This window comes from Catonella massiliensis (assembly GCF_016651435.1).
Lineage (GTDB): Bacteria > Bacillota > Clostridia > Lachnospirales > Lachnospiraceae > Catonella > Catonella massiliensis.
In genome coordinates this window covers 600,596-624,080 of record NZ_JAEPRJ010000001.1, presented here as the reverse complement: position 1 = coordinate 624,080, position 23,485 = coordinate 600,596, and the positions used below count along the sequence as shown (strand labels likewise).

At 36.5% G+C, this 23,485-nt stretch carries 23 protein-coding genes; 6 read left to right on the top strand and 17 right to left on the bottom strand.

All coding sequences use genetic code 11. From position 1 onward, the window contains the following. Positions 1-80: 80 nt before the first annotated feature. From JJN12_RS02680 to JJN12_RS02645, 8 genes are all read right to left on the bottom strand, one after another. Positions 81-458, bottom strand: coding sequence for a hypothetical protein (locus JJN12_RS02680; protein ID WP_208428250.1), 378 nt, complete (start codon positions 456-458; stop codon positions 81-83). Between the two features lie 47 nt (positions 459-505). Beyond that, entirely contained in the window at positions 506-1,075 is a 570-nt protein-coding gene (locus tag JJN12_RS02675) for an accessory gene regulator ArgB-like protein (protein WP_208428249.1), read from the bottom strand. Positions 1,076-1,077: 2 nt separating this feature from the next. Further along, entirely contained in the window at positions 1,078-1,224 is a 147-nt protein-coding gene (locus JJN12_RS02670) for a cyclic lactone autoinducer peptide (protein ID WP_208428248.1), read from the bottom strand. An 80-nt stretch (positions 1,225-1,304) separates the two neighbouring features. After that, on the bottom strand, positions 1,305-1,817 hold the full coding sequence (gene lepB, locus JJN12_RS02665) for a signal peptidase I (RefSeq protein ID WP_236013663.1): 513 nt from the start codon (positions 1,815-1,817) through the stop codon (positions 1,305-1,307). Between the two features lie 118 nt (positions 1,818-1,935). Next, positions 1,936-2,310: a hypothetical protein gene (locus tag JJN12_RS02660; RefSeq protein WP_208428246.1), complete on the bottom strand. Its 375-nt coding sequence runs from the start codon at positions 2,308-2,310 to the stop codon at positions 1,936-1,938. A 536-nt stretch (positions 2,311-2,846) separates the two neighbouring features. Beyond that, positions 2,847-4,205: an IS110 family RNA-guided transposase gene (locus tag JJN12_RS02655; RefSeq protein ID WP_236013661.1), complete on the bottom strand. Its 1,359-nt coding sequence runs from the start codon at positions 4,203-4,205 to the stop codon at positions 2,847-2,849. Positions 4,206-4,632: 427 nt separating this feature from the next. Continuing rightward, entirely contained in the window at positions 4,633-5,490 is an 858-nt protein-coding gene (locus JJN12_RS02650; protein ID WP_208428245.1) for a sensor histidine kinase, read from the bottom strand. 412 nt (positions 5,491-5,902) lie between these two features. Next, positions 5,903-6,634: a LytR/AlgR family response regulator transcription factor gene (locus JJN12_RS02645; RefSeq protein ID WP_208428244.1), complete on the bottom strand. Its 732-nt coding sequence runs from the start codon at positions 6,632-6,634 to the stop codon at positions 5,903-5,905. A gap of 298 nt (positions 6,635-6,932) precedes the next feature. On the opposite strand from JJN12_RS02645, the gene JJN12_RS02640 reads away from it, so the two are divergent. Continuing rightward, on the top strand, positions 6,933-8,303 hold the full coding sequence (locus JJN12_RS02640) for an MATE family efflux transporter (protein ID WP_208428243.1): 1,371 nt from the start codon (positions 6,933-6,935) through the stop codon (positions 8,301-8,303). 87 nt (positions 8,304-8,390) lie between these two features. On the opposite strand, the gene pflA is transcribed toward JJN12_RS02640, so the two are convergent. The 3 genes from pflA to pflB all read right to left on the bottom strand — a co-directional run bounded on the left by pflA (position 8,391) and on the right by pflB (position 11,749). After that, on the bottom strand, positions 8,391-9,221 hold the full coding sequence (pflA, locus tag JJN12_RS02635; RefSeq protein WP_208428242.1) for a pyruvate formate-lyase-activating protein: 831 nt from the start codon (positions 9,219-9,221) through the stop codon (positions 8,391-8,393). A gap of 59 nt (positions 9,222-9,280) precedes the next feature. Then, positions 9,281-9,523 carry an autonomous glycyl radical cofactor GrcA3 gene (gene grcA3, locus JJN12_RS02630; protein WP_208428241.1) on the bottom strand — a complete coding sequence of 81 codons (243 nt, stop codon included), beginning with the start codon at positions 9,521-9,523 and terminating at the stop codon, positions 9,281-9,283. A gap of 138 nt (positions 9,524-9,661) precedes the next feature. Continuing rightward, a complete protein-coding gene (pflB, locus tag JJN12_RS02625) occupies positions 9,662-11,749 on the bottom strand; it encodes a formate C-acetyltransferase (RefSeq protein ID WP_208428240.1) in 2,088 nt (695 codons plus the stop codon). A 357-nt stretch (positions 11,750-12,106) separates the two neighbouring features. On the opposite strand from pflB, the gene JJN12_RS02620 reads away from it, so the two are divergent. From JJN12_RS02620 to JJN12_RS02605, 4 genes are all read left to right on the top strand, one after another. Then, positions 12,107-12,589, top strand: coding sequence for a rhodanese-like domain-containing protein (locus JJN12_RS02620; RefSeq protein ID WP_208428239.1), 483 nt, complete (start codon positions 12,107-12,109; stop codon positions 12,587-12,589). Positions 12,590-12,807: 218 nt separating this feature from the next. Then, the gene (locus JJN12_RS02615) at positions 12,808-13,071 is read left to right on the top strand and encodes a hypothetical protein (protein WP_208428238.1); all 264 of its coding nucleotides are present in this window, start codon (positions 12,808-12,810) and stop codon (positions 13,069-13,071) included. Between the two features lie 214 nt (positions 13,072-13,285). Beyond that, positions 13,286-13,915, top strand: coding sequence for a uracil phosphoribosyltransferase (gene upp, locus JJN12_RS02610; protein ID WP_208428237.1), 630 nt, complete (start codon positions 13,286-13,288; stop codon positions 13,913-13,915). A gap of 604 nt (positions 13,916-14,519) precedes the next feature. Continuing rightward, complete coding sequence (locus JJN12_RS02605) at positions 14,520-15,317, top strand: Rpn family recombination-promoting nuclease/putative transposase (RefSeq protein WP_208428236.1); 798 nt, start codon at positions 14,520-14,522, stop codon at positions 15,315-15,317. A 149-nt stretch (positions 15,318-15,466) separates the two neighbouring features. On the opposite strand, the gene JJN12_RS02600 is transcribed toward JJN12_RS02605, so the two are convergent. The 3 genes from JJN12_RS02600 to JJN12_RS02595 all read right to left on the bottom strand — a co-directional run bounded on the left by JJN12_RS02600 (position 15,467) and on the right by JJN12_RS02595 (position 18,329). Next, positions 15,467-16,048: a hypothetical protein gene (locus tag JJN12_RS02600; RefSeq protein ID WP_208428235.1), complete on the bottom strand. Its 582-nt coding sequence runs from the start codon at positions 16,046-16,048 to the stop codon at positions 15,467-15,469. Positions 16,049-16,073: 25 nt separating this feature from the next. Next, positions 16,074-16,508 carry an HNH endonuclease gene (locus JJN12_RS14445; RefSeq protein ID WP_328706784.1) on the bottom strand — a complete coding sequence of 145 codons (435 nt, stop codon included), beginning with the start codon at positions 16,506-16,508 and terminating at the stop codon, positions 16,074-16,076. A gap of 132 nt (positions 16,509-16,640) precedes the next feature. After that, positions 16,641-18,329 (bottom strand): DEAD/DEAH box helicase, encoded by a 1,689-nt coding sequence (locus JJN12_RS02595; RefSeq protein WP_328706783.1) that lies wholly within the window; start codon positions 18,327-18,329, stop codon positions 16,641-16,643. 236 nt (positions 18,330-18,565) lie between these two features. On the opposite strand from JJN12_RS02595, the gene JJN12_RS02590 reads away from it, so the two are divergent. Beyond that, complete coding sequence (locus tag JJN12_RS02590) at positions 18,566-19,945, top strand: IS4 family transposase (protein WP_208428234.1); 1,380 nt, start codon at positions 18,566-18,568, stop codon at positions 19,943-19,945. 219 nt (positions 19,946-20,164) lie between these two features. Here the strand turns inward: JJN12_RS02590 and JJN12_RS02585 are convergent, their stop codons facing one another. From JJN12_RS02585 to JJN12_RS02575, 3 genes are read right to left on the bottom strand one after another with little or no spacing between them, the layout of a single operon-like run. Then, positions 20,165-21,307, bottom strand: coding sequence for a trans-sulfuration enzyme family protein (locus JJN12_RS02585; RefSeq protein ID WP_208428233.1), 1,143 nt, complete (start codon positions 21,305-21,307; stop codon positions 20,165-20,167). Positions 21,308-21,325: 18 nt separating this feature from the next. Further along, positions 21,326-22,702 carry an APC family permease gene (locus tag JJN12_RS02580; RefSeq protein ID WP_208428232.1) on the bottom strand — a complete coding sequence of 459 codons (1,377 nt, stop codon included), beginning with the start codon at positions 22,700-22,702 and terminating at the stop codon, positions 21,326-21,328. Then, the gene (locus JJN12_RS02575; protein WP_208428231.1) at positions 22,695-23,435 is read right to left on the bottom strand and encodes a gamma-glutamyl-gamma-aminobutyrate hydrolase family protein; all 741 of its coding nucleotides are present in this window, start codon (positions 23,433-23,435) and stop codon (positions 22,695-22,697) included. The genes JJN12_RS02580 and JJN12_RS02575 overlap by 8 nt, the downstream gene beginning before the upstream one ends. Positions 23,436-23,485 lie beyond the last annotated feature (50 nt).

Below are 23,485 nucleotides of genomic sequence, written 5' to 3'. Positions count from 1 at the left end.
ATACTGCCTCCTCAAAAATGATTTAAGCTAAGTATATAACAATAGCGGCAAATAATCAATCAAAGTTTTATCAACGTTTATTATCCCATTTTATTACCTACAAAGGTAGGCGTTGTAATACTTCCATCTGGATTAACTATTTTTATTAATTTAAATTCTCTGTATCTTCCCACGTATCTATACTTACCAAACCAACCAAGTTGTCCTAAAAACTTTACCTTTCCAACATAATGTGCCTTTGCTCCACTTGGTAATACTTTTACTTCTTCAACAACAACAGAATTACCTTGATAAGTATCATATATTCTTTCAATTTCTCGAATTTCTGTATATGGCATCACTTCTTCTTGTCTCATACTTTGATGAGTTGCAACGTCTGCTGCAAAAGCTCTTTTAGTAGGCGTAAATATCATAGAAACCGATAAAATTAACGTATTAATAATTAGTATTTTATTCATAAAAAATGCTCCTTTCACTACAAATCTTTTATCAAATTATATATATATCAGCCATCTATAATAAATTGGAGGGGTACCAAAAGCATCATAGCACTTAATATAACTGCTGAAGTTCCCGCAAATGCCAATGTTATTTGATTGGAATACATAAATATCATGTTAATTACCGCTACAACCATCAATATCCATCTTAGCCTTCTTTTATATACCAAGGTCTCAATATCGTCCAAAAGCTTATTTCTATGTCCTATTGGTGCATATAGCAAGAGTATAGTATTCGAAATTACCATCAACATAACACTTGAATATACATTCCATACAGATAGTTTTATACTACCAAGTGCAATTATCACAGCAATCACTGATATTAAATAGCACCTTAAAGGGCTGTTAGAGTGATAACCTCCTGAATATGATCTAATAAGCATCAGGCAAACAACAAATACTAAGCTCTCTGGAAGCATTCCCATACCAAAGCCTATTATAATCGTTGTAAATAAATTCAATAAAATTCTAAAAAGCTGAGTCAGCCCATACACGTATACGTCTCTGCTATAAGCTATGGGCTCTCCACCCTTAATGATATTTGTTATGATTTTCTCGGATAAAGCTTCCATAGCTAAAACCTGCGAAGTTTTTTGACATTTTCAGGCATCTTAGACTGATGAAATACAAAAACACAAGAAGTATTTGCGCTCACAAATGCAAAAAACAATGCACTCATACAAACTACCTTGTTCATAATTTTAGTCATTTTATTTCTCATACAATGTAATCTCCTATTCTATTTGGCAAATTCTTCATTAACACTCCAACATATTTTAGAAATACAAATAAAAACAACGTTTAATATGTTAGGTTTGAAAAATTTAAAATTACTTTACCTACAATGTCCTCTTTCTTGACATATGGATATTCCCAATATCTGGAATCAAAAGAGATATTTCTGTTATCTCCTAGTACAAAATATTCATTATCAGGAACAGAAAACTCACCGCTAAATATACGAGTATCTCCATCATCATATATGTATGTTTCCTTAATAATTTTATTATTAATACAAAGCTGATTATTTAAAATATCAATCTCGTCACCAGGTAAACCTATAAGTCTTTTCACATATTTCTCGTCATAAGCAGCTTCATTAGGATAAAATATACGATGATTAAAAACAATTATATCACCATAGCCTAATTCCTCTAAATTTATACGTGTTACCAGTAAAATATCTCCTTTATTTAGTGTATTATCCATAGATGAAGTAGATACTGTAACTATGAAGACAAATCTAGAGACTGTAAAGCATATTATTATACTTAAAAGTAACGGGAGCATCCAATTGAATATAAATTTCTTCATGACAGCCTCCATTCCTTTTCAAGTAAATAGTGTAATATTATGCTGTTGCACTAATGTAATAATATACAGTATTTTCCTTAATGCAACAGCACTAAGTACCATTCCAAATTAGTAACTATTAATATTTATTATCATGGCTTGTAGGTGTTACAACTGTACCATCTGGATTAACCATTTTGATAAACTTAAACTCGTTCAATTTTCCCAAGTACCTATATCTTCCAAACCACCCATCTCGTCTTAAAAATTTAACCGGCCCAATGTAATAGGCTTTTGCACCATTTAGTAGTTTTACTACTTCTTCAACAATGACTACCTCTCCTTGATATGTATCGTATGACCTTATCACGTCATTTCTAGTTGCTGACGGAGTAATTTCCACTAACTTAAACTTATTAGGGATTTCAGCACCAGCCGCAAAAACCCCTTGCATTGACAATAAGGTTATGGCAAGTGAGAAAGCTAATGTTTTTAGAATTATGTTTCTTTTCATACTAAGTTTTCCTTCCTATAATGTCAAGCCCTAAATCATTGAATTTTAGGCTTTTCTTTAAATTTTTACCTCGTAAAACAGAGCAAAAAATGTATGACAGTCATTGTATTTTATACTGAACAGCTAAAAGAGAGTGTGGTTTATAAAGCATCCCATTGTTTTGCTTTATAAAGGCTATAAATACTCTGTTAACTATGATGGTGAACCTTCCGTGTCTAAAGGGATCGTATCCCAACTTCCTTCGTCCCACCTGTCCATACACCGAGTGCCTGCTAAGCTTTCTAACAGGGTCATGCCCTACGGAGAGAACTACTGCAAGCTACAGCTCTTGTTTGTTTTTTGATTTTACTGACCTGCCTACTCCGCAGGGTACGGATATTCCGTGGACGCTTACCCTGCCTCGCTTTGCTGGTCATTGTGATGATGCAGCGCTTGTAGCACTCCATCGTTATCGGGTTTCCTTCCAGAACCCTGCCCGATCTCGGAATAATCCGACACCCGGCAAGGCTCTGGAATAAATTTTGCTGTCGACTGTTTTACGCTACAATAGCTTCCTTATTTTCCGGACGTCTGATGTCCATCAACATCTTCTTCGGAGCATATTTCGTACCAGTATTCAGAATCGTATAGATAATCCTCAGAAGCTTGCAGGCTATCACAATCAATGACTGCATCTTTTTCAACGGATTATCGGCTCGTGTCGTATAATACATATGGAGTTCTTTGAATTCCTCTACATGGGCCACTGCTGACTTTGCTGCCTGGAATAACCAATATCTGAGTCGTTTGCGTCCTCTATGACTGATTTTGGTTTCTCCCTTATGCTTTCCTGAACTGCATGCCACAAGGCCTAATCCGCTTAATTTCTGTATTTCCTTAACATCATCAAATCTTGAAATATCTCCCATCTCTGCAAGAATACCGGAAAGTGTATTTTCTCCAATCCCAGATATCTCCAGAACGTTACCTGTATGCGGTATCTCATGACATTTCTGGTTGATCTGGTTCTCTATAACAGCAAGTTCAACATCCAGTTCCATGATTTTCTGCACGAACCACTTTACAGCTGTCTTGCTTGCAATAGATCCATCCTTAATCCCAACACTTGCTTTTGCGTACTGTAAGATTTCTCTGGCTCTGCTGTACCCGCGTCCTCTAAGTTTAGCAGCATGCCAAATCTGTCTTATCCCTTCTTCTCCAAGTGCGGTCAGTTCATCCGGAAATGGTGCCTCTTTCAGCAGTTCAAGGCTAAATGCTCCATCGACTTTTCCCAATGCTTCCTTATACTCCGGGAAATATATCTTCATCTCCCTGTGCATCCGGTTGATTGTTCGAATTCTGTCTTCATTCAGTTGGTCTCTGAACATGGATAACCTACGAAGTTCAGCATAGATTTTTTCTGGAAGATATGGCATACCAAAGTTGCCATCCTTGACAAGATTTGCTATCAGTTTTGGATCCTTCCTGTCATCCTTCAGCTGGCTGTTATCTTCAACCTCCTTTGTCTGCTTAACAGCATAAGGGTTTACCTGAACAACACTGATTCCATTTGCAATCATCCAGGTAGCAAGGCAGAACCAGTAGTGACCGGTCGGCTCTAAGCCAAGTACTATCTGACTCTTATCATGTTCAGCAGCTATCTTTACTGCCCATTCTTTTGCACTCTGGAATCCCTCATAATCATTGTTGAAAGAATATGCGGACTTACTGAGTTCCCGTCCTCTGGTATCAATTGCTCTCACATAGTGCGTTTCGCTGCCTACATCACATCCCAAGATAAGCATGTCATCGCTGATAAAAGAGAGTTTTTTATTTTTATCGAACTTACCATTGGTTTCCAACTCACGCCAGGTTGAAGCTGTGAGATTTTCCTTAATCACCTCCGATTTTTTCAAAAGTTCCTGCTGTTCAAAAATATTTGCTGTTACTACTTGATTTTTTTCTTTGTGCCTTTAATATTCATTTTAGATACCTCTTGTGTTTTTTAGATTTTACCAACTGGCAGGTCAGTAATAATCTAAATTTACTTGAGGTATTTTTTTATGTCAATCTCTTGACCTATTTATAGTATACAGGAAGCTTTCTGATATGATTTTTACTGCAATTCTTTAATAATTCTTACTACACCATTGGAATCACCTCCTAGTATTCACTATTTATTAAGCTGTTTTCATTATACACTATTAAAAAGCTCTATGCCCAAAATGTAACGAAATATAGGTTTAAATGTAATAACTTATATTTTGAAAATATATTAACACAAAAAAATACTCCAATATCGCCATTTGTGTCGATATCAGAGCAGTATACTTTTTTGCAATCTCAACAATATAAAATTACCATTGCTTCAAACCTGTTATCTACAAGTTTCATATCTATCATTCCATTATATTTTTCAACAGTTCTTTCAACATTTAGCAGACCTATTCCATGTTTATGTTTATCTTTTTTTGTTGAAATAAAATACTTACCGTTTTTTATCTGTTCTACATGCTTATATGAATTCACTAACCGGATAATAAGTCTTCCGGATTTATACTGCATATCAATACTCAGATATTTATTTTCTTTGGTTTCTTTTACTGCTCTTACCGAATTGTCAAGTAGATTGCCAAGTATCGTAGTTAAATCAAAATCTGAAACTTCCATCTTATCAGGAATATTTGCATTCACTAAAAGTTCAATATCGCTCTCTCCTAGGCTTAAAAGTTTATAATTTACAATACTGTCAACTACAATATTTCCTGAATTTACCAGATTTTTTCTGCCTTCCATTTCTTTTAACAGTTCATTAACATAGCCTTCATATTCATCTTTTTCTTCATTATCATAAAGAGTTTTAAGCGCAAATATATGATTCTTCATGTCATGCTTAAGTCTCTCTACATTATTCATATTCTCTTTTACCAAATCAAACTGTTTCACGTAATATTCATTTTGCTGTTCAATTATAGCCTTTCTATTATTTTCTCTCATTATATTTAATGTACTGCTATATAAAAAGTAATTTGCAATATTCACCAGTGCTATGAGAGTTACTGCTAAAATAACCTCTATTTTATTATCAAGAGTAGAAATATTCAAAAATAAAATCAATAATACTAACGTAACTATAGGCACACTCACAATCCCTATCCACGAGGAAAAAGGAATATCATTCTCTTCTCTTTTGGTCATCATATAACCGTCTAAGATTATAACCACTAAATATGTGCATAATCTTACACTTATAACCATATACATTGACTTAAAATCATTTTTTAAAAAAATATTAAACCAAAGATAGTTTGCTGATATAAAAAATGAAACTTCACCCAATTTTTAAATCAGGTATGTGAAAACAACCGCCATTATCCTCTTTTTTATACTTATACTGTAATTAAGGCTAATAAGAAAATACATTAAAAGGTTAAATAACAGTAGAACAAGAGGTATATTTATATACATAAAATTCATACAGCTTAATAAATAATAAACAAAGTAGATTACGATTAGAGCTTTTTTACTCTTTATCATCTCAACACCACAAAATAACCCCATAAGTTTATATACTGTATAAACTCCTAAGATATTAATTATTACAAATACAATATTAATCAAGCTCATCTTCCATCCTCTTTTTCTCTATCCTAATCTGTATTTCCTTTATCGCTCTACGCCTAGACTGGCTTATAGGAATTCTGTCCCCGTTAAAAGTAATAATTTCATCCGGTTTGAATTGTTTAATCTGCTCATAATTTACTATATACGAGCGGTGAGGCTGTATAAAAAAATCAGGCAGTTGTTTTTTTACTTCCTCCATTTTCCCATAAAATCTATAGGTTTCTTTTACACAGATTATTTTAATTTCTCTCTTATAGCTTTCAAAGTACAATATTTCCGAATAAGGAACTTTTATAGTACTCTTAAAGCTTATAAACTTGAAAGTTTTATTTTCTCTATTTGAAATTTTAAGTGCCAGAAGAACAGCTTTGATAACCTTTTCCTTCTCAATAGGTTTACTTATAAATGTCAATGGCTGTACATCAAAGAGCTGTCTATCGTAGCTATTTTTGCCGGATATGTATACTATCTTAGTATTATAATCTTCGATTTCATCCCTTATTACATGCCCCACCTCCACACCATTAATCTCTCCAAGCTCAATATCTAAAAATATAAGATCATATCGTATATTATCTTTTAATTCTTCTATTAAAGCTATTCCATTATTAAATACATCAATGTGTAATTCTCCATTTTTTAGTTTATCACTGCTTAAAATAACACTCTTTAAATCATCACATACTGCTTTAACATCATCGCAGATGGCAATTCTAAACATTATATCCCTCCAATAATCACTATTTATTCATGCTATTTATCTCTTATCACTTAGTATTACAGAATTTAATGTTAGAATTATGTCATTTTCTAAAATTATCTATATATAAATCTCATAAATATTAACTTTTATTATTCAATTTCGCAAAGTAAATGAAGGATTAATTGCCTTTGACTTTATCTTGGGTCTGTAATAGAATTAAAGGATACGAATATTGTTAACATTCAATGATAAGTGATGAGAGTGTCAGAAGCATTTGGCACTCATATCAATACATATTTGATTCTAAGGAGATATCATGGCGGAGAAAACAGCTAGAATTTCTTATCGTATGGACATGACAGAAGGTCCGCTTACTACCAAAATAATTAAATTTACCATACCTGTAATGCTATCAGGTATACTTCAGCTTCTATTCAACACTGCTGATGTAATAGTTGTAGGAAGATTCACAGGAAAGACGGCGCTTGCAGCAGTAGGCTCTACAGGTTCACTTATCAATCTGCTTGTGAGCCTGTTTATAGGACTATCCATAGGAACCAATGTACTTGTGGCAAGGTATCAGGGTGCAAAGGATGATAAGGCAGTTTCAGAGACAGTACATACCTCGATAGCGCTTGGTATCGTCGGCGGACTCATTTTGCTCATCATTGGCATTGTGGCTACACGCCCGCTTCTAGAGATGATGGCTACTCCTAAGGATGTCATCGACCAGTCCACTCTTTATATGAGGATCTTGTTCTTTGGAATGCCTCTTAACCTCATACTTAACTTTGGTGCTGCCATACTAAGGGCTATCGGGGATACAAAGCGTCCTCTGTATTATCTGACTATAGCAGGTGTCATAAATCTCTTCCTCAATATTTTTCTTGTCACTGTGTTTAGTCTTGGCGTGGCAGGTGTTGCCATAGCAACCGTTATATCAGAGGGAGTTTCCTGTGTTCTCATACTGCTTTGCTTAAAGCACGAAACAGGTGCAATCAGGCTTTACTTTAACAGAATTAAGATTAATCCTTCTAAATGCGTTGATATTATGAAAATAGGGCTCCCTGCGGGTCTACAGGGCTGTATCTTTTCAATATCAAATGTACTTATACAGTCCTCTGTCAACTCATTTGGTTCAACTGTTATGGCTGGAAACACTGCTGCAAGCAATATAGAGGGCTTTGTGTATGTCTCAATGAACTCCTTGCACCAGACCTGCATAAGCTTCACCAGTCAGAACTTCGGTGCCGGGAAATTTAAGCGTATAAAAAAGGTGCTTATAAACTGCCTGATAATAGTTGCAATAACAGGACTTGTACTTGGTAATTCCGCTTATTTCTTTGGTAAGTTCCTGCTCTCTGCCTACAATAATGAGGCTGAGGTGATAAGCTATGGGCTTATAAGGCTGTCCATTATATCTACAATGTATTTCTTGTGTGGGCTTATGGATGTAATGGTTGGCGCAATGCGTGGTATAGGATATTCCATCCTTCCTATGATAGTTTCACTGGTAGGTGCCTGTGGACTTAGAATATTATGGATATATACTGTATTCGTGAAGTTTAGAACACTTGACATACTATTCATATCTTATCCGGTGACTTGGACAATTACATTTTTAAGCCATTTAGTTTGTTACTACATAGTTACAAGGAAATATAAGGATAAGTTTAGAGAAGGCTAAACAATGTTTTACTTACCTCGCAATAGTACTAATACATACTAAGAAATTTTTAAAAAATACTGATAAAGAAAAAATGATGACTGCGAATTACTCCCTGCCATCATTTTTTCTTTTTTCCTGCATAGAATAAAGTATGATATTCTTTGCGGCAGCTGCCTCCTCTTTGGATAGACTAGGCACTCCGCTAAGAGGATATTCCATTCCCAGTTCTTGATATTTATTTACTCCCATTGTGTGATAAGGAAGTACCTCGAGGCCAACTACATTGTTAAGTCCCGCCATAATTTCACCCACTCCCCGAAGCTCCTTTTTATTAAAGGTAATTCCAGGAACTACTACATGCCTGATTGAAATAGGAATTTTGTGTTCTTCAAGCGCCTTGGCAAAGGCTAAAACAGGCTCAATGGAATTGGCTGTAAGCTCCTTATGTCCCTCCGGATCGGAGTGTTTTATATCTAATAGAACCAGGTCCGTTACCTTAAAAAGTTCTTCAAATTCAGCCAATCTTTTTTCGTAACTCTTGTAAGCGCCGCTGCTTAGGTATTCTTCCTCTGTCTTTCCATTATTAGCAGGCTTAAGAGGATAATATATTCCTGAAGTATCCAGACAGGTATGTATCCCTTCCGACTTAGCCCTCTTAAAAAGGGCGGTTACAAACATAAGCTGTCCAAGCGGTTCACCACCTGTACAAGTTATACCTCCCTTTCTGTAGAATTCTCTCTTAGAATAATATCCTGCAAATATCTCATCAAGAGTCATTTCCTTACCACCTGCAAAGTCCCAGGTATCCGGATTGTGGCAGTATTTACAGCGCATCGGACATCCCTGTAAAAATATCACATACCTCGTACCCGGACCGTCAACAGTACCAAAGGTCTCTATCGAATGTACCCTGCCCTTAATCTCTTCATTTCCCATAACTGCCTCCAAAAAAGGCTGTCACACCAATACTTTAATGCGACAGCCACCTATACTTCTTAAACTCCTTCGTGGAAGGTTCTTGAGATAACCTCATCCTGCTGTTCCTTTGTGAGCTTTACAAAGTTTACTGCATATCCTGACACACGAACGGTGAGCTGTGGATATTTCTCAGGATGTGCCTGAGCATCCAGCAGGGTTTCTTTAGTAAATACATTTACATTGAGGTGGTGTCCACCTTTTTCTGCATAACCATCAATAAGGTTTACAAGGTTATCAATCTGAGCTTCACTAACTGACATAGTATTCTCCTTTCATTTTGTCTGTTTTACAGACCGTTTTTACCCCTTATGCTCCACAGACATCTGCAAAGTCAGGGTTGGTTTAATTAACTGTTCTTTTTATTCATCAACAGGTATCCGTATACCTGAAAGACTGCTTTATTCTCCCTCAGGAACAATGACATTAGGCTCATCGCAGGCACAAGCAAATTTATTGTCAAATTCAATCGAATCACCAAAGAATATCTTGTCTCCCTTGCCGAGTGCATCAGGAATAATTGAAAAAGTATTGGAAATACCATCCTGTGCGTCCTTAAACGGAAGCTTGCTAACTGAGCTAAGACTTGCCATAGCACCGTGGGTATCACGTCTGTGCATTGGGTTAGCTCCAGGTGCAAACGCTTCACCCTTCTTACGTCCGTCAGGTGTAGAGCCTGTTGCACGTCCATAAACTACATTTGAAGTGATTGTAAGTATTGATGTTGTAGGTACACTATCACGATAGGTATGGTTTCTCTTTATGTAGCCCATAAAAATGTCAACTACATCATAGGCAATATTATCTACTCTGTCATCATCATTACCATACTTAGGGAAGTCGCCTTCTACCTCGTAATCAACTGCAAGTCCTGCCTCATTGCGGATGACCTTAACCTTAGCATATTTGATAGCTGATAGTGAATCCGCAACAACTGAAAGTCCTGCAATACCGGTTGCAAACCATCTATGTACATTTTTGTCATGAAGAGCCATCTGGATTCTCTCATAGCAATATTTATCGTGCATATAGTGAATGATGTTGAGTGAGTTTACATATACTCCTGCAAGCCATTCCATCATGTCATTAAACTTCTCCCAAACCTCGTCAAACTCAAGGTAATCACCTGTAATAGGACGGAACTTAGGTCCAACCTGCTTACCACTAACCTCATCTGCTCCTCCGTTTATAGCGTAAAGGAGGCACTTTGCAAGGTTTGCTCTAGCTCCAAAGAACTGCATTTCCTTGCCAAGTCTCATAGAAGATACGCAACAAGCAATAGCATAGTCATCTCCGTGAGTTACCCTCATAAGATCATCATTCTCATACTGAATGGATGAAGACTGGATTGAGGTCTTAGCACAGAATCTCTTGAAGTTCTCAGGGAGCCTTACTGACCAAAGCACTGTGAGGTTTGGCTCAGGAGAGGTACCAAGGTTTGAAAGAGTATGAAGGTATCTAAAACTCATCTTTGTAACCATGGTTCTTCCATCTATACCCATACCTGCAATTGACTCTGTTACCCAAGTAGGATCTCCTGAGAAGATTTCATTGTAATCAGGAGTTCTTGCAAATTTAACGCAGCGAAGCTTCATTACGAAGTGATCGATAAATTCCTGAATCTCTTCTTCTGTATATTTTCCTGCCTTAAGGTCTCTTTCTGCATAGATATCGAGGAAGGTAGAGGTACGACCAAGACTCATCGCTGCACCGTTTTGCTCTTTAACTGCTGCGAGGTAAGCAAGGTAGAGCCACTGTACAGCTTCTTTGGTATCGCGAGCAGGTCCTGATATATCAAAGCCGTAGATTTTGCCAAGCTCCTTAAGCTCATTAAGAGCCTTAATCTGCTCTGAGAGCTCCTCACGAAGTCTTGTGATATTGGAGTACATGGTAGTTCTTGTTGTCTCTTTTTCTTTCTTCTTCTCTTCGATAAGTCTGTCTACACCATAAAGAGCAACTCTTCTGTAATCTCCTATTATACGGCCTCTTCCATAGGCATCAGGAAGACCAGTTATAATGTGGCTGCTTCTGCAGGCTCTCATTTCAGCTGTATATGCGTCAAATACACCGTCATTATGTGTCTTTCTATATTTGGAATAAAACTCTACTATCTGAGGATCAACTTCGTATCCGTTACTCTCACAGGCTTTCATAGCCATTTTGAGACCGCCGTTTACCTGAAGAGAACGCTTGAAAGGTACATCTGTCTGGAAACCAACTATAGTTTCCTTCTCCTTATCAAGGTATGCAGGTCCGTGTGAAGTGATTGTAGACACAATCTTGGTATCCATATCAAGCACTCCGCCTTTAGCTCGCTCTTTAAGGGTAAGATCCATTACCTGAGCCCACAATTCCTCGGTTCTTTTAGTAGGTCCTACAAGGAAGGTATCGTCTCCCTCATATGGGGTATAGTTTCTCTGAATGAAATCACGAACATTGATCTCTTTTTCCCAAATCCCCGGTGTAAAGCCGCTCCATTCTTCTCTCATCATTAACCTCTTTCACTTAGTGTATAAGTTTTGTTAAGTGTTGTTTTTTCTTCTTGACTTAAATATAGATTACACACAATCTAAAGTCAACTAATTTTGATAATGTTTATCTTTTAATACATAAAAAGCCCTGAAATACGCATATATTGTACTTTTAAGAGTACAATATATGACTTTTAGCACTTCATATTTAAGAATATATTTCACAGTGGTATGATAATCAAAACTTATTGTGATTATAAGCTTTTATAATAAATATGCCTCTTTATTGCGCATTTCTATTTGACTTATTTAAGTTATCGTGATAAAAGTACATGTTACATTTTGTAAATGAAAAAGAGAGTAAAGGAGTTCAAAATGGAAAAAACAAAGATTATCGCATTGGTAGCTGCACTTTCACTTACACTTGGTACCACAGGTGCAATAACAGGTTGTGGAAGCAAAAGCGATAGCACAATTAAGACTTCCACTGCAAGTACTGCTTCTGCTGTGGCATATCAGTATATTCCTGCTGCTGATGTATTAAAGGTAACAGACAGCCACATCCTTGATGTAAGAGAAGAAGAGAACTACAAGAAGGGTGCTGTTGAAGGTTCAGAGTGGCAGCCAATCTTCCCTCTTGATGATACTTCTCTTGAGTCAGCTATGAAGGAGTACGCTACTTCTAAGCTCAATGATGGAAAGAACATCTACATCGTATGTAACTCAGGTAAGAGAGGCGCTGAAAAGACAACCGGTATCTTAATTGAAGCCGGAATCGATAAGAGCAAGATTTTTACTGTGGAGGGTGGAGCTAAGGCTCTTGCTGAAATTGATGGAGCTCTTAAGCCTGTACAGTAATTATACTGATTATAGTTGGGATATGGACTTATGAAGGCTGTCTGCAGGTTTTATGCTTGCAGGCAGCTATTTTTATTACAGTTTTATTGATTGGATTTTGTGAATAATCTGTGTATTTTTTATCTATTTTATTGACTTTTTATTCTCAGAGTGCTATTTATTATAACTGTAATTTTCAAACAGGAAAATAACAAAAACACAAAAAGGAGATTAAAAAAATGAAAAAGACAAAATTAGTTTTAGCTGCAGCTCTTGTACTTGCTGTTGGTACAGCAGGTCTTGTTACAGGATGTGGAAAGAAAGAGACAACAACAAGCACTACAAATACTTCTGCTTCAGCAAATAAGAGCGCTTCAACAACAAGCAATGCAAATACTTCTGCTACAGGAAGCAAGACTTCTTCTACAGGAAGCACTACTTCTGCTACAGGCAGCACTACTTCTGCTACAACAAGCAGCTCAAGCACATCAGGCAACAAGTAATATTAGTTCTTTCTTAAGTGGTTCCCCGCTTGTCGGGGAATCATTTTTTATTTTGAAGCTTCTTCTTTAGTTTCTTAAGAAATTAACTCTCTCTTCGCAGAATACATACACTTTTTAATTTATTTTCTTATATCCTCTTGTAATTATTACTTTATTGAATTAAAATTTAGTAGGTAGTTTGGGAAATTTCAGCCAGTATATTCAGGAGGATATCATGTCAAAAGTAATAGTAATGGATCACCCGTTAATTCAGCATAAAATCGGTATTATGCGTGTCAAGGATACATCAACTAAAGAATTCCGTGACTTAGTTTCAGAAATAGCGATGCTCATTTGCTACGAGGCAACCAGAGATCTTCATCTTGCCGATAAGCTGATAGAGACGCCTTTAGAGAAGACAATAGCTAAGGAAATTGCAGGAAAGAAGCTTTGTATTGTACCTATTCTTCGTGCAGGACTTCATATGGCTGATGGTATTCTTAATCTCATACCTAACGCAAAAGTAGGACATATAGGTATGTATAGGAACGAAGAAACCTTAGAGCCTGTGGAATATTTCTGCAAGCTTCCTAAGGATGCTGATGAAAGAGATATTTTTGTAGTCGATCCAATGCTTGCTACGGGTGGTTCTGCAATAGCTGCAATCAACCGTCTCAAAGCAAGAGGAATAAAGAGTATTCGTTTCCTCTGCCTCATAGCTGCGCCTGAGGGTGTTGAGGCTCTTAGCAAAGCTCACCCTGATATAGATATTTACATTGGTGCAGTCGATAGACAGCTAAACGAAAATGGATATATTCTTCCGGGTCTCGGAGATGCCGGAGATAGAATCTATGGAACTAAGTAAGATTGAATGATGTTGGTGTTAAAAGTATTTAATTCCATTTGATATGAAAGGAATCAACACACTCAGATAAGTGTATTGGTTCCTTTTTCGTACAATTCTACGGATAGTAGAGCCATTTCTACATGTGCTCTACTAAGCATTATCTCACTTGCAATAGCTCTAGCGGTAATTTCAGACTAGCTCTGGCATCCACTTCGATTCTCCTGAAACACTTGCTTAGTCTTTGGTTATTTTGTATACTTTTTTCTCTAATTTTTGTGCACTTTACCGTTGCCAAATTTTATTTTTTACTTTATAATCATGATTGTCGGTGCGAGTTGCAATAATCACCTAAAGCATCATTCTTTTTATTGTATTATTTGTTTATTATCTGTATTCGATGCTAATTTATCTTAGATTGCTACAGTCTGCTTCTGATAATTCTTGCTAAAATACTATGTAAACCAATATCTGATATCAAGAAATTCTAATTATTGTAACCACATCCTACTTCTTTAGCTAAGTATCAAAATCTACTTAGCAGGAAAATCTATTTAACATTTTAACTTCTTCTGCTATAATAGCCATAGAGGCATTATAGCAAACCAGGAAAAGAAAGGACTATATGCCTACAAAGAAAGAACGAGACGAGTATTTAAGGGGACTAAACCCGATTGATGATCTTATGTTTCGAAAGATGGCTGAACATAAGGAATTCTGTGAAGAAATCCTAAGAGTTATCTTAGGTGATTCTGAGCTGGTTGTTACTGATAACATGCAACAGTTCGACATTAAGAATCTGCAGGGGCGCTCTGTAATATTGGATGCCAAATGTATAACCGGAGATAGGCGGTATATCAATATCGAAGTTCAAAAAGCAAATGATGACAACCATCTAAAGAGAGTCCGTTACAACGCTTCAGTTTTGACTGCAAATGTAACAGAGGCTGGAAAACAGTTTGAGTTTGTACCTGATGTCTGTATCATATTTATTTCAGCCTTTGATTTATTTAAGGGTAATCTTCCACTTTATCATGTAAAGAAGGTGGTTATGGAAACTGAGCAGATAATAGAAGATGGTCTTACTGAGATATATGTAAACTCAGCTGTAGATGATGGCTCTAAGCTAGCAAAGCTTATGAAGGTGTTTACCACAAATGATGCTTATAATGAAGCTGATTTCCCGGTCACTAGTGAAATTAAAGCCAGGTTTAAAAAGGATGAAGGAGGTACCATAAAAATGGATGAAACTTTACAGAAATGGAGAGATGAGTGGATTAGCGAGGGTGAAGAGCGTGGCGAAAAATTAGGTTCTAAAAATGAAAAAATTAAAATTGCCGGAGATATGAAGAAAAGAGGCTTCAAGGATGAGCTGATTGCAGAAATTACCGGTCTTTCAAAGAAGGTTATTATGGCGCTTTAAGAATCAGAACGGCGTGTGCCAATATAGGGTGGCTAAGCCACCCTTGTCCTTTGTTACAGTATTCTATTTAGCCAGCCGTCCCTCATGCATAAAGCTTAACTCGCCGCAGACCCGTAACTTTTTTCATTGATTGGCTATTTCCCTCCATTTCAAGTAATCCCCTCCGCTTCTTCAAATGCCTCAATATATTCTCTCGGATTATTAAGGACACGGAAAATAACCATATCATTTAAGGCAATCTCTTCTAAATCACATAATACTCCACCTCTAACAAATGTCTCGATATGATAAAAATACATACATTGTTTAAAAAATGCATTTAATCCCGCAGTTCTCCTCTTATATCCATGTTCACGTAGCAGAGTTCTAAGCTTCATTCTGATATAGTCTTTAGTGCCAAGAAATATCATTATAAGCCTAAGTTCCATAAAATATGACCTCAAATTGTAGTAATCTTCTTCTGAAAAATAGTTTATCTCACTTCCAATAGTCTGAAGATCATTATTTATAGTGGGGATTTCTTTATCAAAATCTTTTTTATTTATCCAATAACTTACTTCATCTAAAACATCAATCAAAAATTTTCTTTTATTAAATCTATAATTTAAAGGCAAATATAACCCCTCATAATTCCACACATTTGACAGAAATCTACTGATTTCTTTAGCTGATAAATTATTAACTATAATTATTCTTGCAAGTGTGTGCATATCATACAATAACTCATCCATTTCGTATCCACCTTTGTTTTAATTATCAATTATCGCTTTTTAACCCATTACATTGTCTGCAAAGAACTTGAAGATTATTTGCTAGAGTTTTTCCACCTTTATTCATTGGTATTATATGGTCTATCTGAAAAGGTATTCTGTTTGAAAATGCTCTTTTACAAATCGCACATTCATACATTCCTTTTTCATTCAATGATGCTTCAAAGGTTTTATCTCTCAACTCTTTTTCAATATTCGGCGCAATCTTACCAATTTCACTTAGAGACATATCTTCAATACTACGCTTACCATATTTTACATTATTTTCTTCAATAAAAATATTTTTATCAGTAATTTTAAGTATTTCAAGGTCCAACTGCTTAATAAAATATATCTTTCTTCCAAAGAAAAGCCTTAGCATAATATTATCATTGTTGTTCCAAATGCTTTCTAAATATTCACTTTTCTTCCTTGGTCCCATATCCTCATCCACTATGTGCTTAGCAATGATAGAAATATCAAGTTTATTCTTATCAATATCATCAAAGGTATAAAACCGAGGGGTTTCGTCAAATTGAGCGTAATATTTTAAAATATGTATTATATCTCTACCCTAATATGGTGGTACCATTTCACCACAAAAATATGATGATCTACATTGTTCTTCAAGTTCTTCTAGTAATTCTTCGCTAGGATACTCCTCATCTACATCATATTCCTTAAATAAATCAGGCAATGAATCCATAAGCATTTTATAAGCATCTTTTGTGCTATCATATACCATTACCTGATAAGTTATATCCATTCCATCTGCTGTCAAATATGTAAAAGCATACATTCCGATTGGTATTCTCTTAACAAATGGAATGTTTTCAAGAGCTGAAGTATCAATTGCATCATCAAGCATAGCTGCAAATTCTTCGACTTTTGAAATTGCAATCAAATTAATTTGGTACTTATTTCTATCAGTCTCAGTCTCATTAAACTCACCCTCTCCATTAAATAACGAAACCGGATTACACCACGCAATGTTTTCATTCCACTGATCTATAAAAGATACTATGTGAGCCTCTGCTGTTCCACCAGCAGCAGTACCACGAAGAGCTCTTCCAATCATCTGGGTCATCAAAATTTTCGAAACCGTTGGTCTCGCTAAAAAAACGGTTTTAGTTTGTGGTAAATCTACACCTTCCGTTAGAATATTGACATTGATTAGCACCTGTAATTTTCCATCCCTGTATTCTTGAAGCTTTCTTTCATTATCCTCTCTGGACAAAGTAACGCCGGTAATTTTGTCCTTAATAGAAGATACAATATAATCTGATTTGATTCCTGCTTTGGTGAATAATTTACTTAAAGCAATCGCATGCCAGATATTAACAGCAAATACAATGGTCTGTCCATATTCATTTTTATTTTCAATATAAGTATTCACTATTAACTTGTTACGTGCAGCATTTGATGCAATTTCTTCAGCAAGCTCATCCGGCAGTACATCCAATCTTTGAATACTCTCCAATGCGTTCAAGCCAAGGTTTACACCAAAGTCTTCTTCAGTATATTTACATTCAAAAATCGGTTTAGACAGAATTCGCGAACCAATTAAATCCTTTAGTCCTATTTGATAGGTTATACCTAAATCACCCTTTACAGTATTTCCGGATAGATCAATTCCATCCTTAAATATCTTGGCTAAAAGTCCTTGTTCTTCCTTTGCAGTTCTAAAAGGTGTAGCTGTGAGTCCTAGGATTTTCAAGTTAGGAACCTTATCTTCTAGATATTTTATTATTTTTCTATATGTTTTAGCTGTTGCATGATGGGCTTCATCAATAACAAGGTAAACCTCCTTCTCATCTTTTAGCCAGCTATCAAGTACCGCTAGATTTCTCCCTATACTATCTTTGCTTAAAATTAGAATGTTATCTTTTTCGGAAATATCAATACTTCTATCATGCTCGGCAGAACCCGAAATTATCCTGTATGTAAATTCATTTATATGTGGCATAGTTTCTATGTAAGCAAACTCCTGAAAAGACTTAGCTGCCTGGTCAAGTAATATTTGTCTATGTGCTATCCATATTATCTTTTTGTTTTTGTCTATAGCATTTTTTAATAGCCAAGTAGATGCAGTATAAGTTTTCCCTCCACCTGTTGGCAAAACCACAAGTGTACTAAATGATTTTTCCTTATCAATCAGACTAAGTTTAGACATTGCATCCTTCTGATGATTATAAGGTACTCTGGGATTTGTACCCTTTTTTGCCACTATTGTCCCATTAGATTTTACTTCAATATAATCCATACATCCATCCCCCATTTATGATAAAGAATTTTCTTTCATGATATCATCAAGATAGATTTAATACAATAATAAAAATAAAGTTATACATAACTAATTAATAACTAAGACTTCCCACACCAATACGGTGTGTTGAACCTTGAAAATTCAATATTTCAGCCAATAAAGAATGGCATAAACCTACCCAGTTTGGTATAATGGAATTGACAAGAAACCATTGTACAAAGGAGATTTATGCCATGTCCAGTATAACACAAAATCATTTCGATGAGAATAACTTAATTGACTGTGTTCGAAGATTTTTTTCCAGACATCATGTTGGCAGGCTTATTGCCAGATGTAATGGGATGAAAGAAAAAGGTGTTTCACCTGTTTCTTTGCTTCGTTACAAACTCAGCAACATTTTCGTTGGAAGAAGTATGTATATGCAACAACGTACCGGTTCTTTTAAGGAAGATTTTTCAAAGAACACTTTTTATCGTTTCCTTAATTCGGTAAAAACAAACTGGCTTCGTTTTACTTCTCTTCTTGCTGCTGACATCGTAAATAATGATCTCAAAAACCTAACAGATGATAAAAGGAAAAATGTTTTCATCATTGATGACAGTCTTTTCAATCGCACCAGCTGCAAGAAAACTGAGCTGGGGTCAAAGGTTTTCGATCACACGGATATGCATTTCAAAAAAGGATTTCGTATGCTTACCTTAAGCTGGAGCGATGGAAATACACTTATCCCGGTGAACAGCTGCTTGTTAGCATCTGCAAAAGATACAAATATCATCGGTCCTGTAAAACACTTTGATAACAGAACCCTTGCAGGTAAAAGGCGTAAACTTGCTCAGACAAAAGCTCCTGAAGCAATGATGACACTGTTGGATACTGCTCTCAGTGCAGGGCTGAAAGCTGATTATGTCCTTTTTGATTCCTGGTTTTCAAACCCCGCTCAAATCACAGCTATCCATTCAAAAGGTATGGACGTAATTGCTATGATTAAGAAAAGCAGTCGAATCAAGTATTCACACTGTGGTGAGCAACTGAATATCAAAGAGATTTATTCCCGGAACAAAAAGCGCCGTGGCAAATCAAAGTATCTGCTTTCTGTCTGTGTTATGGTAGGAAAGGAGAATCCAATTCCGGCAAAGATTGTTTGTGTAAGGAACAAAGCTAATCGCAAGGACTGGCTTGCTTTTATCTGCACAGATACTACCCTTTCCGAAGAAGAGATTATCCGTATTTATGGAAAACGCTGGCAAATTGAGGTTTTTTTCAAAACCTGCAAATCTATGCTGAATCTTATTGGAGAATGCCATAGCTTATCCTATGATGCACTAACAGCCCACGTAGCAATTGTGCTTACCAGATATATGTTAATTGCAATGGAGCAACGTCAAAATGAAGATCAGAGAACCCTTGGTGAGTTGTTCTTCTTCCTTGTCGATGAAATGGCAGACATTACTTTCAGCAGATCACTTGGCATCCTGATGGATGCCTTGATGGCAAGCCTTCAGGTAATCTTAAAGCTCAGTGATGAGCAATTGACTGCTTTTACTGCTGATTTTGAAGCAAGACTACCTGAATATCTGCGTAATGCGCTCCATCCGGAGGCTGTAGTGGCATAAATCGTTATTTTAGTAGCTGAAGTATTGAATTTTCAAGGTACGGATCCCATTTTAGGTATGGGAAGTCTTAGTTAATAAATATAAAAATTAACCATTTCACCTCATTTAGTCTCTCTTAGATATTTTATTTCATAGACAATTAGCCAAAAAAATTCCGCGTCTTCCAAAAGAAAACGCGGAATTTTCCGTTTTTTTATATTAGTTTTAAAAGCCAAATATTTAGTCTGCAAGTGCCTGCTCTAAGTCTTCGATGAGGTCTTCAATATCCTCAATACCGCAGGAAAGCCTAAGAATCTCATCTGTGACTCCGTATTTTAGTCTGTCTTCCTTAGACATACATTTATGTGACATGGTGGCAGGGTGAGAAATAATTGACTCAACACCTCCAAGGCTTACTGCGTAAATAGGTATTTTAATTCTCTCAACAAACTTATCCATATCTTCTTTATTGTGGAACTTGAAAGAAAGAACAGCTCCACCTGATGTTGCCTGACTCATCTGTATCTTATAGTATCTGCAGGACGGTATTCCCGGATAATATACTGTCTTTATCTTTAGCTGCTTAGCAAGAAACTCTGAGATAGCAGCTGCGTTAGACACAGACTTCTCCATTCGAAGTCCCATAGTCTTCATTCCACGAAGTACAAGCCAGGCATCCTCTACTCCCATGATAGCACCGAAGTTCTTCTGGAAAAGTCCCAAACATCCTATGTATTCATCACTGTTGGTTGCAATCATTCCTGCTACCACGTCACTATGTCCGTTTATGAACTTGGTCATGCTCTCTACAACTATGTCTACTCCAAGTTCAAGAGGACGCTGATAGAAAGGAGTCATAAAGGTATTATCTGCTATGGTTATTAGTTTATGCTTTTTAGCTATCTCTACAAGCTTCCTTATGTCCGTCACCTTAAGAAGAGGATTAGACGGAGTCTCAATGTAGAGTATCTTGGTATTTTCCTTTATTGTACTTTCAACTAATTCCAAATTGTCATAGTCTAGGAAGGAAACCTCCATATTAAGCCTTGGCATAACCTCTGTTGCAAACTGGAAGGTACCTCCGTACACTTCGCATGGGAAGATTACATGACCTCCTGCTCCTGCAAGCATAAGCACATTACTTATTGCCGCCATACCTGATGAAAATACGAGGGCATGCTTAGCGCCTTCAAGCTTAGCTACTGCACTTTCAAGTGCCATAACTGTAGGATTTCCGAATCTTGTATAGCTGTATTTCTTGCCATCTACATAACAGCTCTTCTGGTCAAACGTAGATGTCTGATACTTAGGTATGGAAGCCGCACCTGTATATCCGTCAATTACCGGATAACCGTGAAGCATCTTTGTATTTAATCCTTTCACTGCTACTACCTCCGGTTCTTATTTTTTCTTTGAATTAGAATTAACGTATACAGCTACAGGAAGCACTACATAACCTATTATCATAGCTATGATTGCATACCAGTTAATGCGTGAAGCTCCTGTTTCATCTGTAACCGAGAACTGTCCCTTCCAGTTAAACTTGTACAGTAGAATAACCGTGAGAATAACTGAAATTACCGGGAAAACCACATCTGTGATTACACTTTTTCTGGCATCGATAATCTCTTCTTTCTGCTTGCCCATAAAAAATACAATAACACCAAGAGGAACTATAATAAACTGGGCAAATCTAGCTATTGCACTAATTATCATTATTCCCTGCATATCATACATAAATGACATAGGTACAATAATCGCAAGGACTGCTGTAAGAACGAATGCATTGAGAGGAATATCATTGGCATTACGTTTTCCAAGGAAGGCAGGCAAAATGCCATCTTTAGCCATTGCTTCACATACTCTTGGAGAATGGAAGGAAGCGGCTACATTGATACCAAACATAGAAATAAGAGCACCTAAAACAATAATTCCTCTGACAATCTTATTGGAAAATACTGAAGCAAGTACCACTACCTCTTCTGACTGTACAAGGGCAACAGGATTTATCATCATTGCCACCAGCACGATACCAAAGTAAATTACTGCAATTATACCTATGGCAAGAGGAATAGCCTTCGGTAGATTCTTTTCAGGATTTTCCATATCGCTTGCACCAGAGGCTACACTCTCAAATCCTGTAAATGCATAGAAGGCTGATATGACGGCTGTTACAAACACAGTTGCGTCCATTGCAGGAATAAGCGGGCTTCCGTCAGCATTGGTAAGGAGTTCTACATCTGAAATATGGTTTTCTCCCGTTGTAACTATGATTACAATACCCACAACAATAGTTATTGCAAGCGCAGCCATCTTGCCTGCTGTAGAAAGGTCACTTATAAGCGTCAAGAAAGCTGTACCCTTCACATTTATAATAAATAAGAGGAGCATAAGCACTAAAAATCCAACGGTCACATTAACCATATTTTTAGAGTCCATTCCAGCTATTGAAAGTGCATTCTTTACTACACCTGTAGCCATAACTCCCCAGGCAATACTTGCAGATACATATCTGGTTACACCTATGAACATACCTGTATTGGCCCCAAACGCTGCCCTTGCATAAGAATAAGCTGCACCGTTTTTAACTACGTACTTACTTGCTGCTGCAAAGGTTACTGCCAGCACTGCTGCAAATATAGCTGCACAAATATAGATAAAAGGCGCCATGCTTCCTGCCTGCTTTGTAACTCCTCCCGGTGAAAGAAAGATTCCGGTACCGATGATTGAGTTGATTGTAAGAAGCACTATAGACCAGAATTTCATTTTTTTATTCATTCGCAGCCTCCTTTATGAAGCGTATAAATAACTTATTCATCATTTCCACTGTCAGGTGTAACATCTCAGGATGCCACTGTACTGCAACAAGGAAAGGATAATCAGTCTTTTCAATGGCTTCAATAACTCCGTCAGGAGCTTTAGCAGATACGGTAAGACCGTCTCCTACCTTTTTCACTGCCTGGTGGTGGAAGGAATTTACTCTTATATTCTCCTCGCCTAATATATCAAAGAGTTTTGAAGTCTTATCAATCATAACTGAATGCGTTACCATTGAAGGAGAATTCTCCTGATTGTGCTTAAGTACTTCCGTTCCTATGTAACTAAGATCCTGATAGAGGCTTCCGTTAAAATATGTGTTAATAATCTGAGCTCCTCTACAAATGCCAAGTACAGGCTTCTTTGCTTCAAGTGCAGCCTTAAGAAGACCGTATTCAAAGTCATCTCTTTCAGGAAAAATATCGCCAAGTTTTGGAGTAGGCTCTTCTCCATAATTCTTAGGAGCTACATCCTGTCCGCCTGAAAGCAGCAGACCATCTACCATTTCTATCTGTGCCTTAACAACTTCTTCATTCTCATTAAATGGAATGATAAATGGAATACCCCCATTCTTAATCACTGAGAGAATGTAATCATTGTTTACATAAGACCTCTTATAGCCTGCAAAGCTGCCTGAAGAGTCAATTATAAGACTTCCTGAAATTCCAATTACGGGCTTCTTCATATTTTTCATTTCTCCAATCAATATTATTTTTATTTATCTAATACAAATTCAGTTTACAC

Bases quoted from the DNA above. Each gene is read 5' to 3' on its own strand.
- JJN12_RS02680 (WP_208428250.1), bottom strand. From the start codon at position 458: ATGAATAAAATACTAATTATTAATACGTTAATTTTATCGGTTTCTATG.
- JJN12_RS02675 (WP_208428249.1), bottom strand. From the start codon at position 1,075: ATGGAAGCTTTATCCGAGAAAATCATAACAAATATCATTAAGGGTGGA.
- JJN12_RS02670 (WP_208428248.1), bottom strand. From the start codon at position 1,224: ATGAGAAATAAAATGACTAAAATTATGAACAAGGTAGTTTGTATGAGT.
- lepB (WP_236013663.1), bottom strand. From the start codon at position 1,817: ATGAAGAAATTTATATTCAATTGGATGCTCCCGTTACTTTTAAGTATA.
- JJN12_RS02660 (WP_208428246.1), bottom strand. From the start codon at position 2,310: ATGAAAAGAAACATAATTCTAAAAACATTAGCTTTCTCACTTGCCATA.
- JJN12_RS02650 (WP_208428245.1), bottom strand. From the start codon at position 5,490: ATGATGACCAAAAGAGAAGAGAATGATATTCCTTTTTCCTCGTGGATA.
- JJN12_RS02645 (WP_208428244.1), bottom strand. From the start codon at position 6,634: ATGTTTAGAATTGCCATCTGCGATGATGTTAAAGCAGTATGTGATGAT.
- JJN12_RS02640 (WP_208428243.1), top strand. From the start codon at position 6,933: ATGGCGGAGAAAACAGCTAGAATTTCTTATCGTATGGACATGACAGAA.
- pflA (WP_208428242.1), bottom strand. From the start codon at position 9,221: ATGGGAAATGAAGAGATTAAGGGCAGGGTACATTCGATAGAGACCTTT.
- grcA3 (WP_208428241.1), bottom strand. From the start codon at position 9,523: ATGTCAGTTAGTGAAGCTCAGATTGATAACCTTGTAAACCTTATTGAT.
- pflB (WP_208428240.1), bottom strand. From the start codon at position 11,749: ATGAGAGAAGAATGGAGCGGCTTTACACCGGGGATTTGGGAAAAAGAG.
- JJN12_RS02620 (WP_208428239.1), top strand. From the start codon at position 12,107: ATGGAAAAAACAAAGATTATCGCATTGGTAGCTGCACTTTCACTTACA.
- JJN12_RS02615 (WP_208428238.1), top strand. From the start codon at position 12,808: ATGAAAAAGACAAAATTAGTTTTAGCTGCAGCTCTTGTACTTGCTGTT.
- upp (WP_208428237.1), top strand. From the start codon at position 13,286: ATGTCAAAAGTAATAGTAATGGATCACCCGTTAATTCAGCATAAAATC.
- JJN12_RS02605 (WP_208428236.1), top strand. From the start codon at position 14,520: ATGCCTACAAAGAAAGAACGAGACGAGTATTTAAGGGGACTAAACCCG.
- JJN12_RS02600 (WP_208428235.1), bottom strand. From the start codon at position 16,048: ATGGATGAGTTATTGTATGATATGCACACACTTGCAAGAATAATTATA.
- JJN12_RS14445 (WP_328706784.1), bottom strand. From the start codon at position 16,508: ATGGGACCAAGGAAGAAAAGTGAATATTTAGAAAGCATTTGGAACAAC.
- JJN12_RS02595 (WP_328706783.1), bottom strand. From the start codon at position 18,329: ATGGATTATATTGAAGTAAAATCTAATGGGACAATAGTGGCAAAAAAG.
- JJN12_RS02590 (WP_208428234.1), top strand. From the start codon at position 18,566: ATGTCCAGTATAACACAAAATCATTTCGATGAGAATAACTTAATTGAC.
- JJN12_RS02580 (WP_208428232.1), bottom strand. From the start codon at position 22,702: ATGAATAAAAAAATGAAATTCTGGTCTATAGTGCTTCTTACAATCAAC.
- JJN12_RS02575 (WP_208428231.1), bottom strand. From the start codon at position 23,435: ATGAAAAATATGAAGAAGCCCGTAATTGGAATTTCAGGAAGTCTTATA.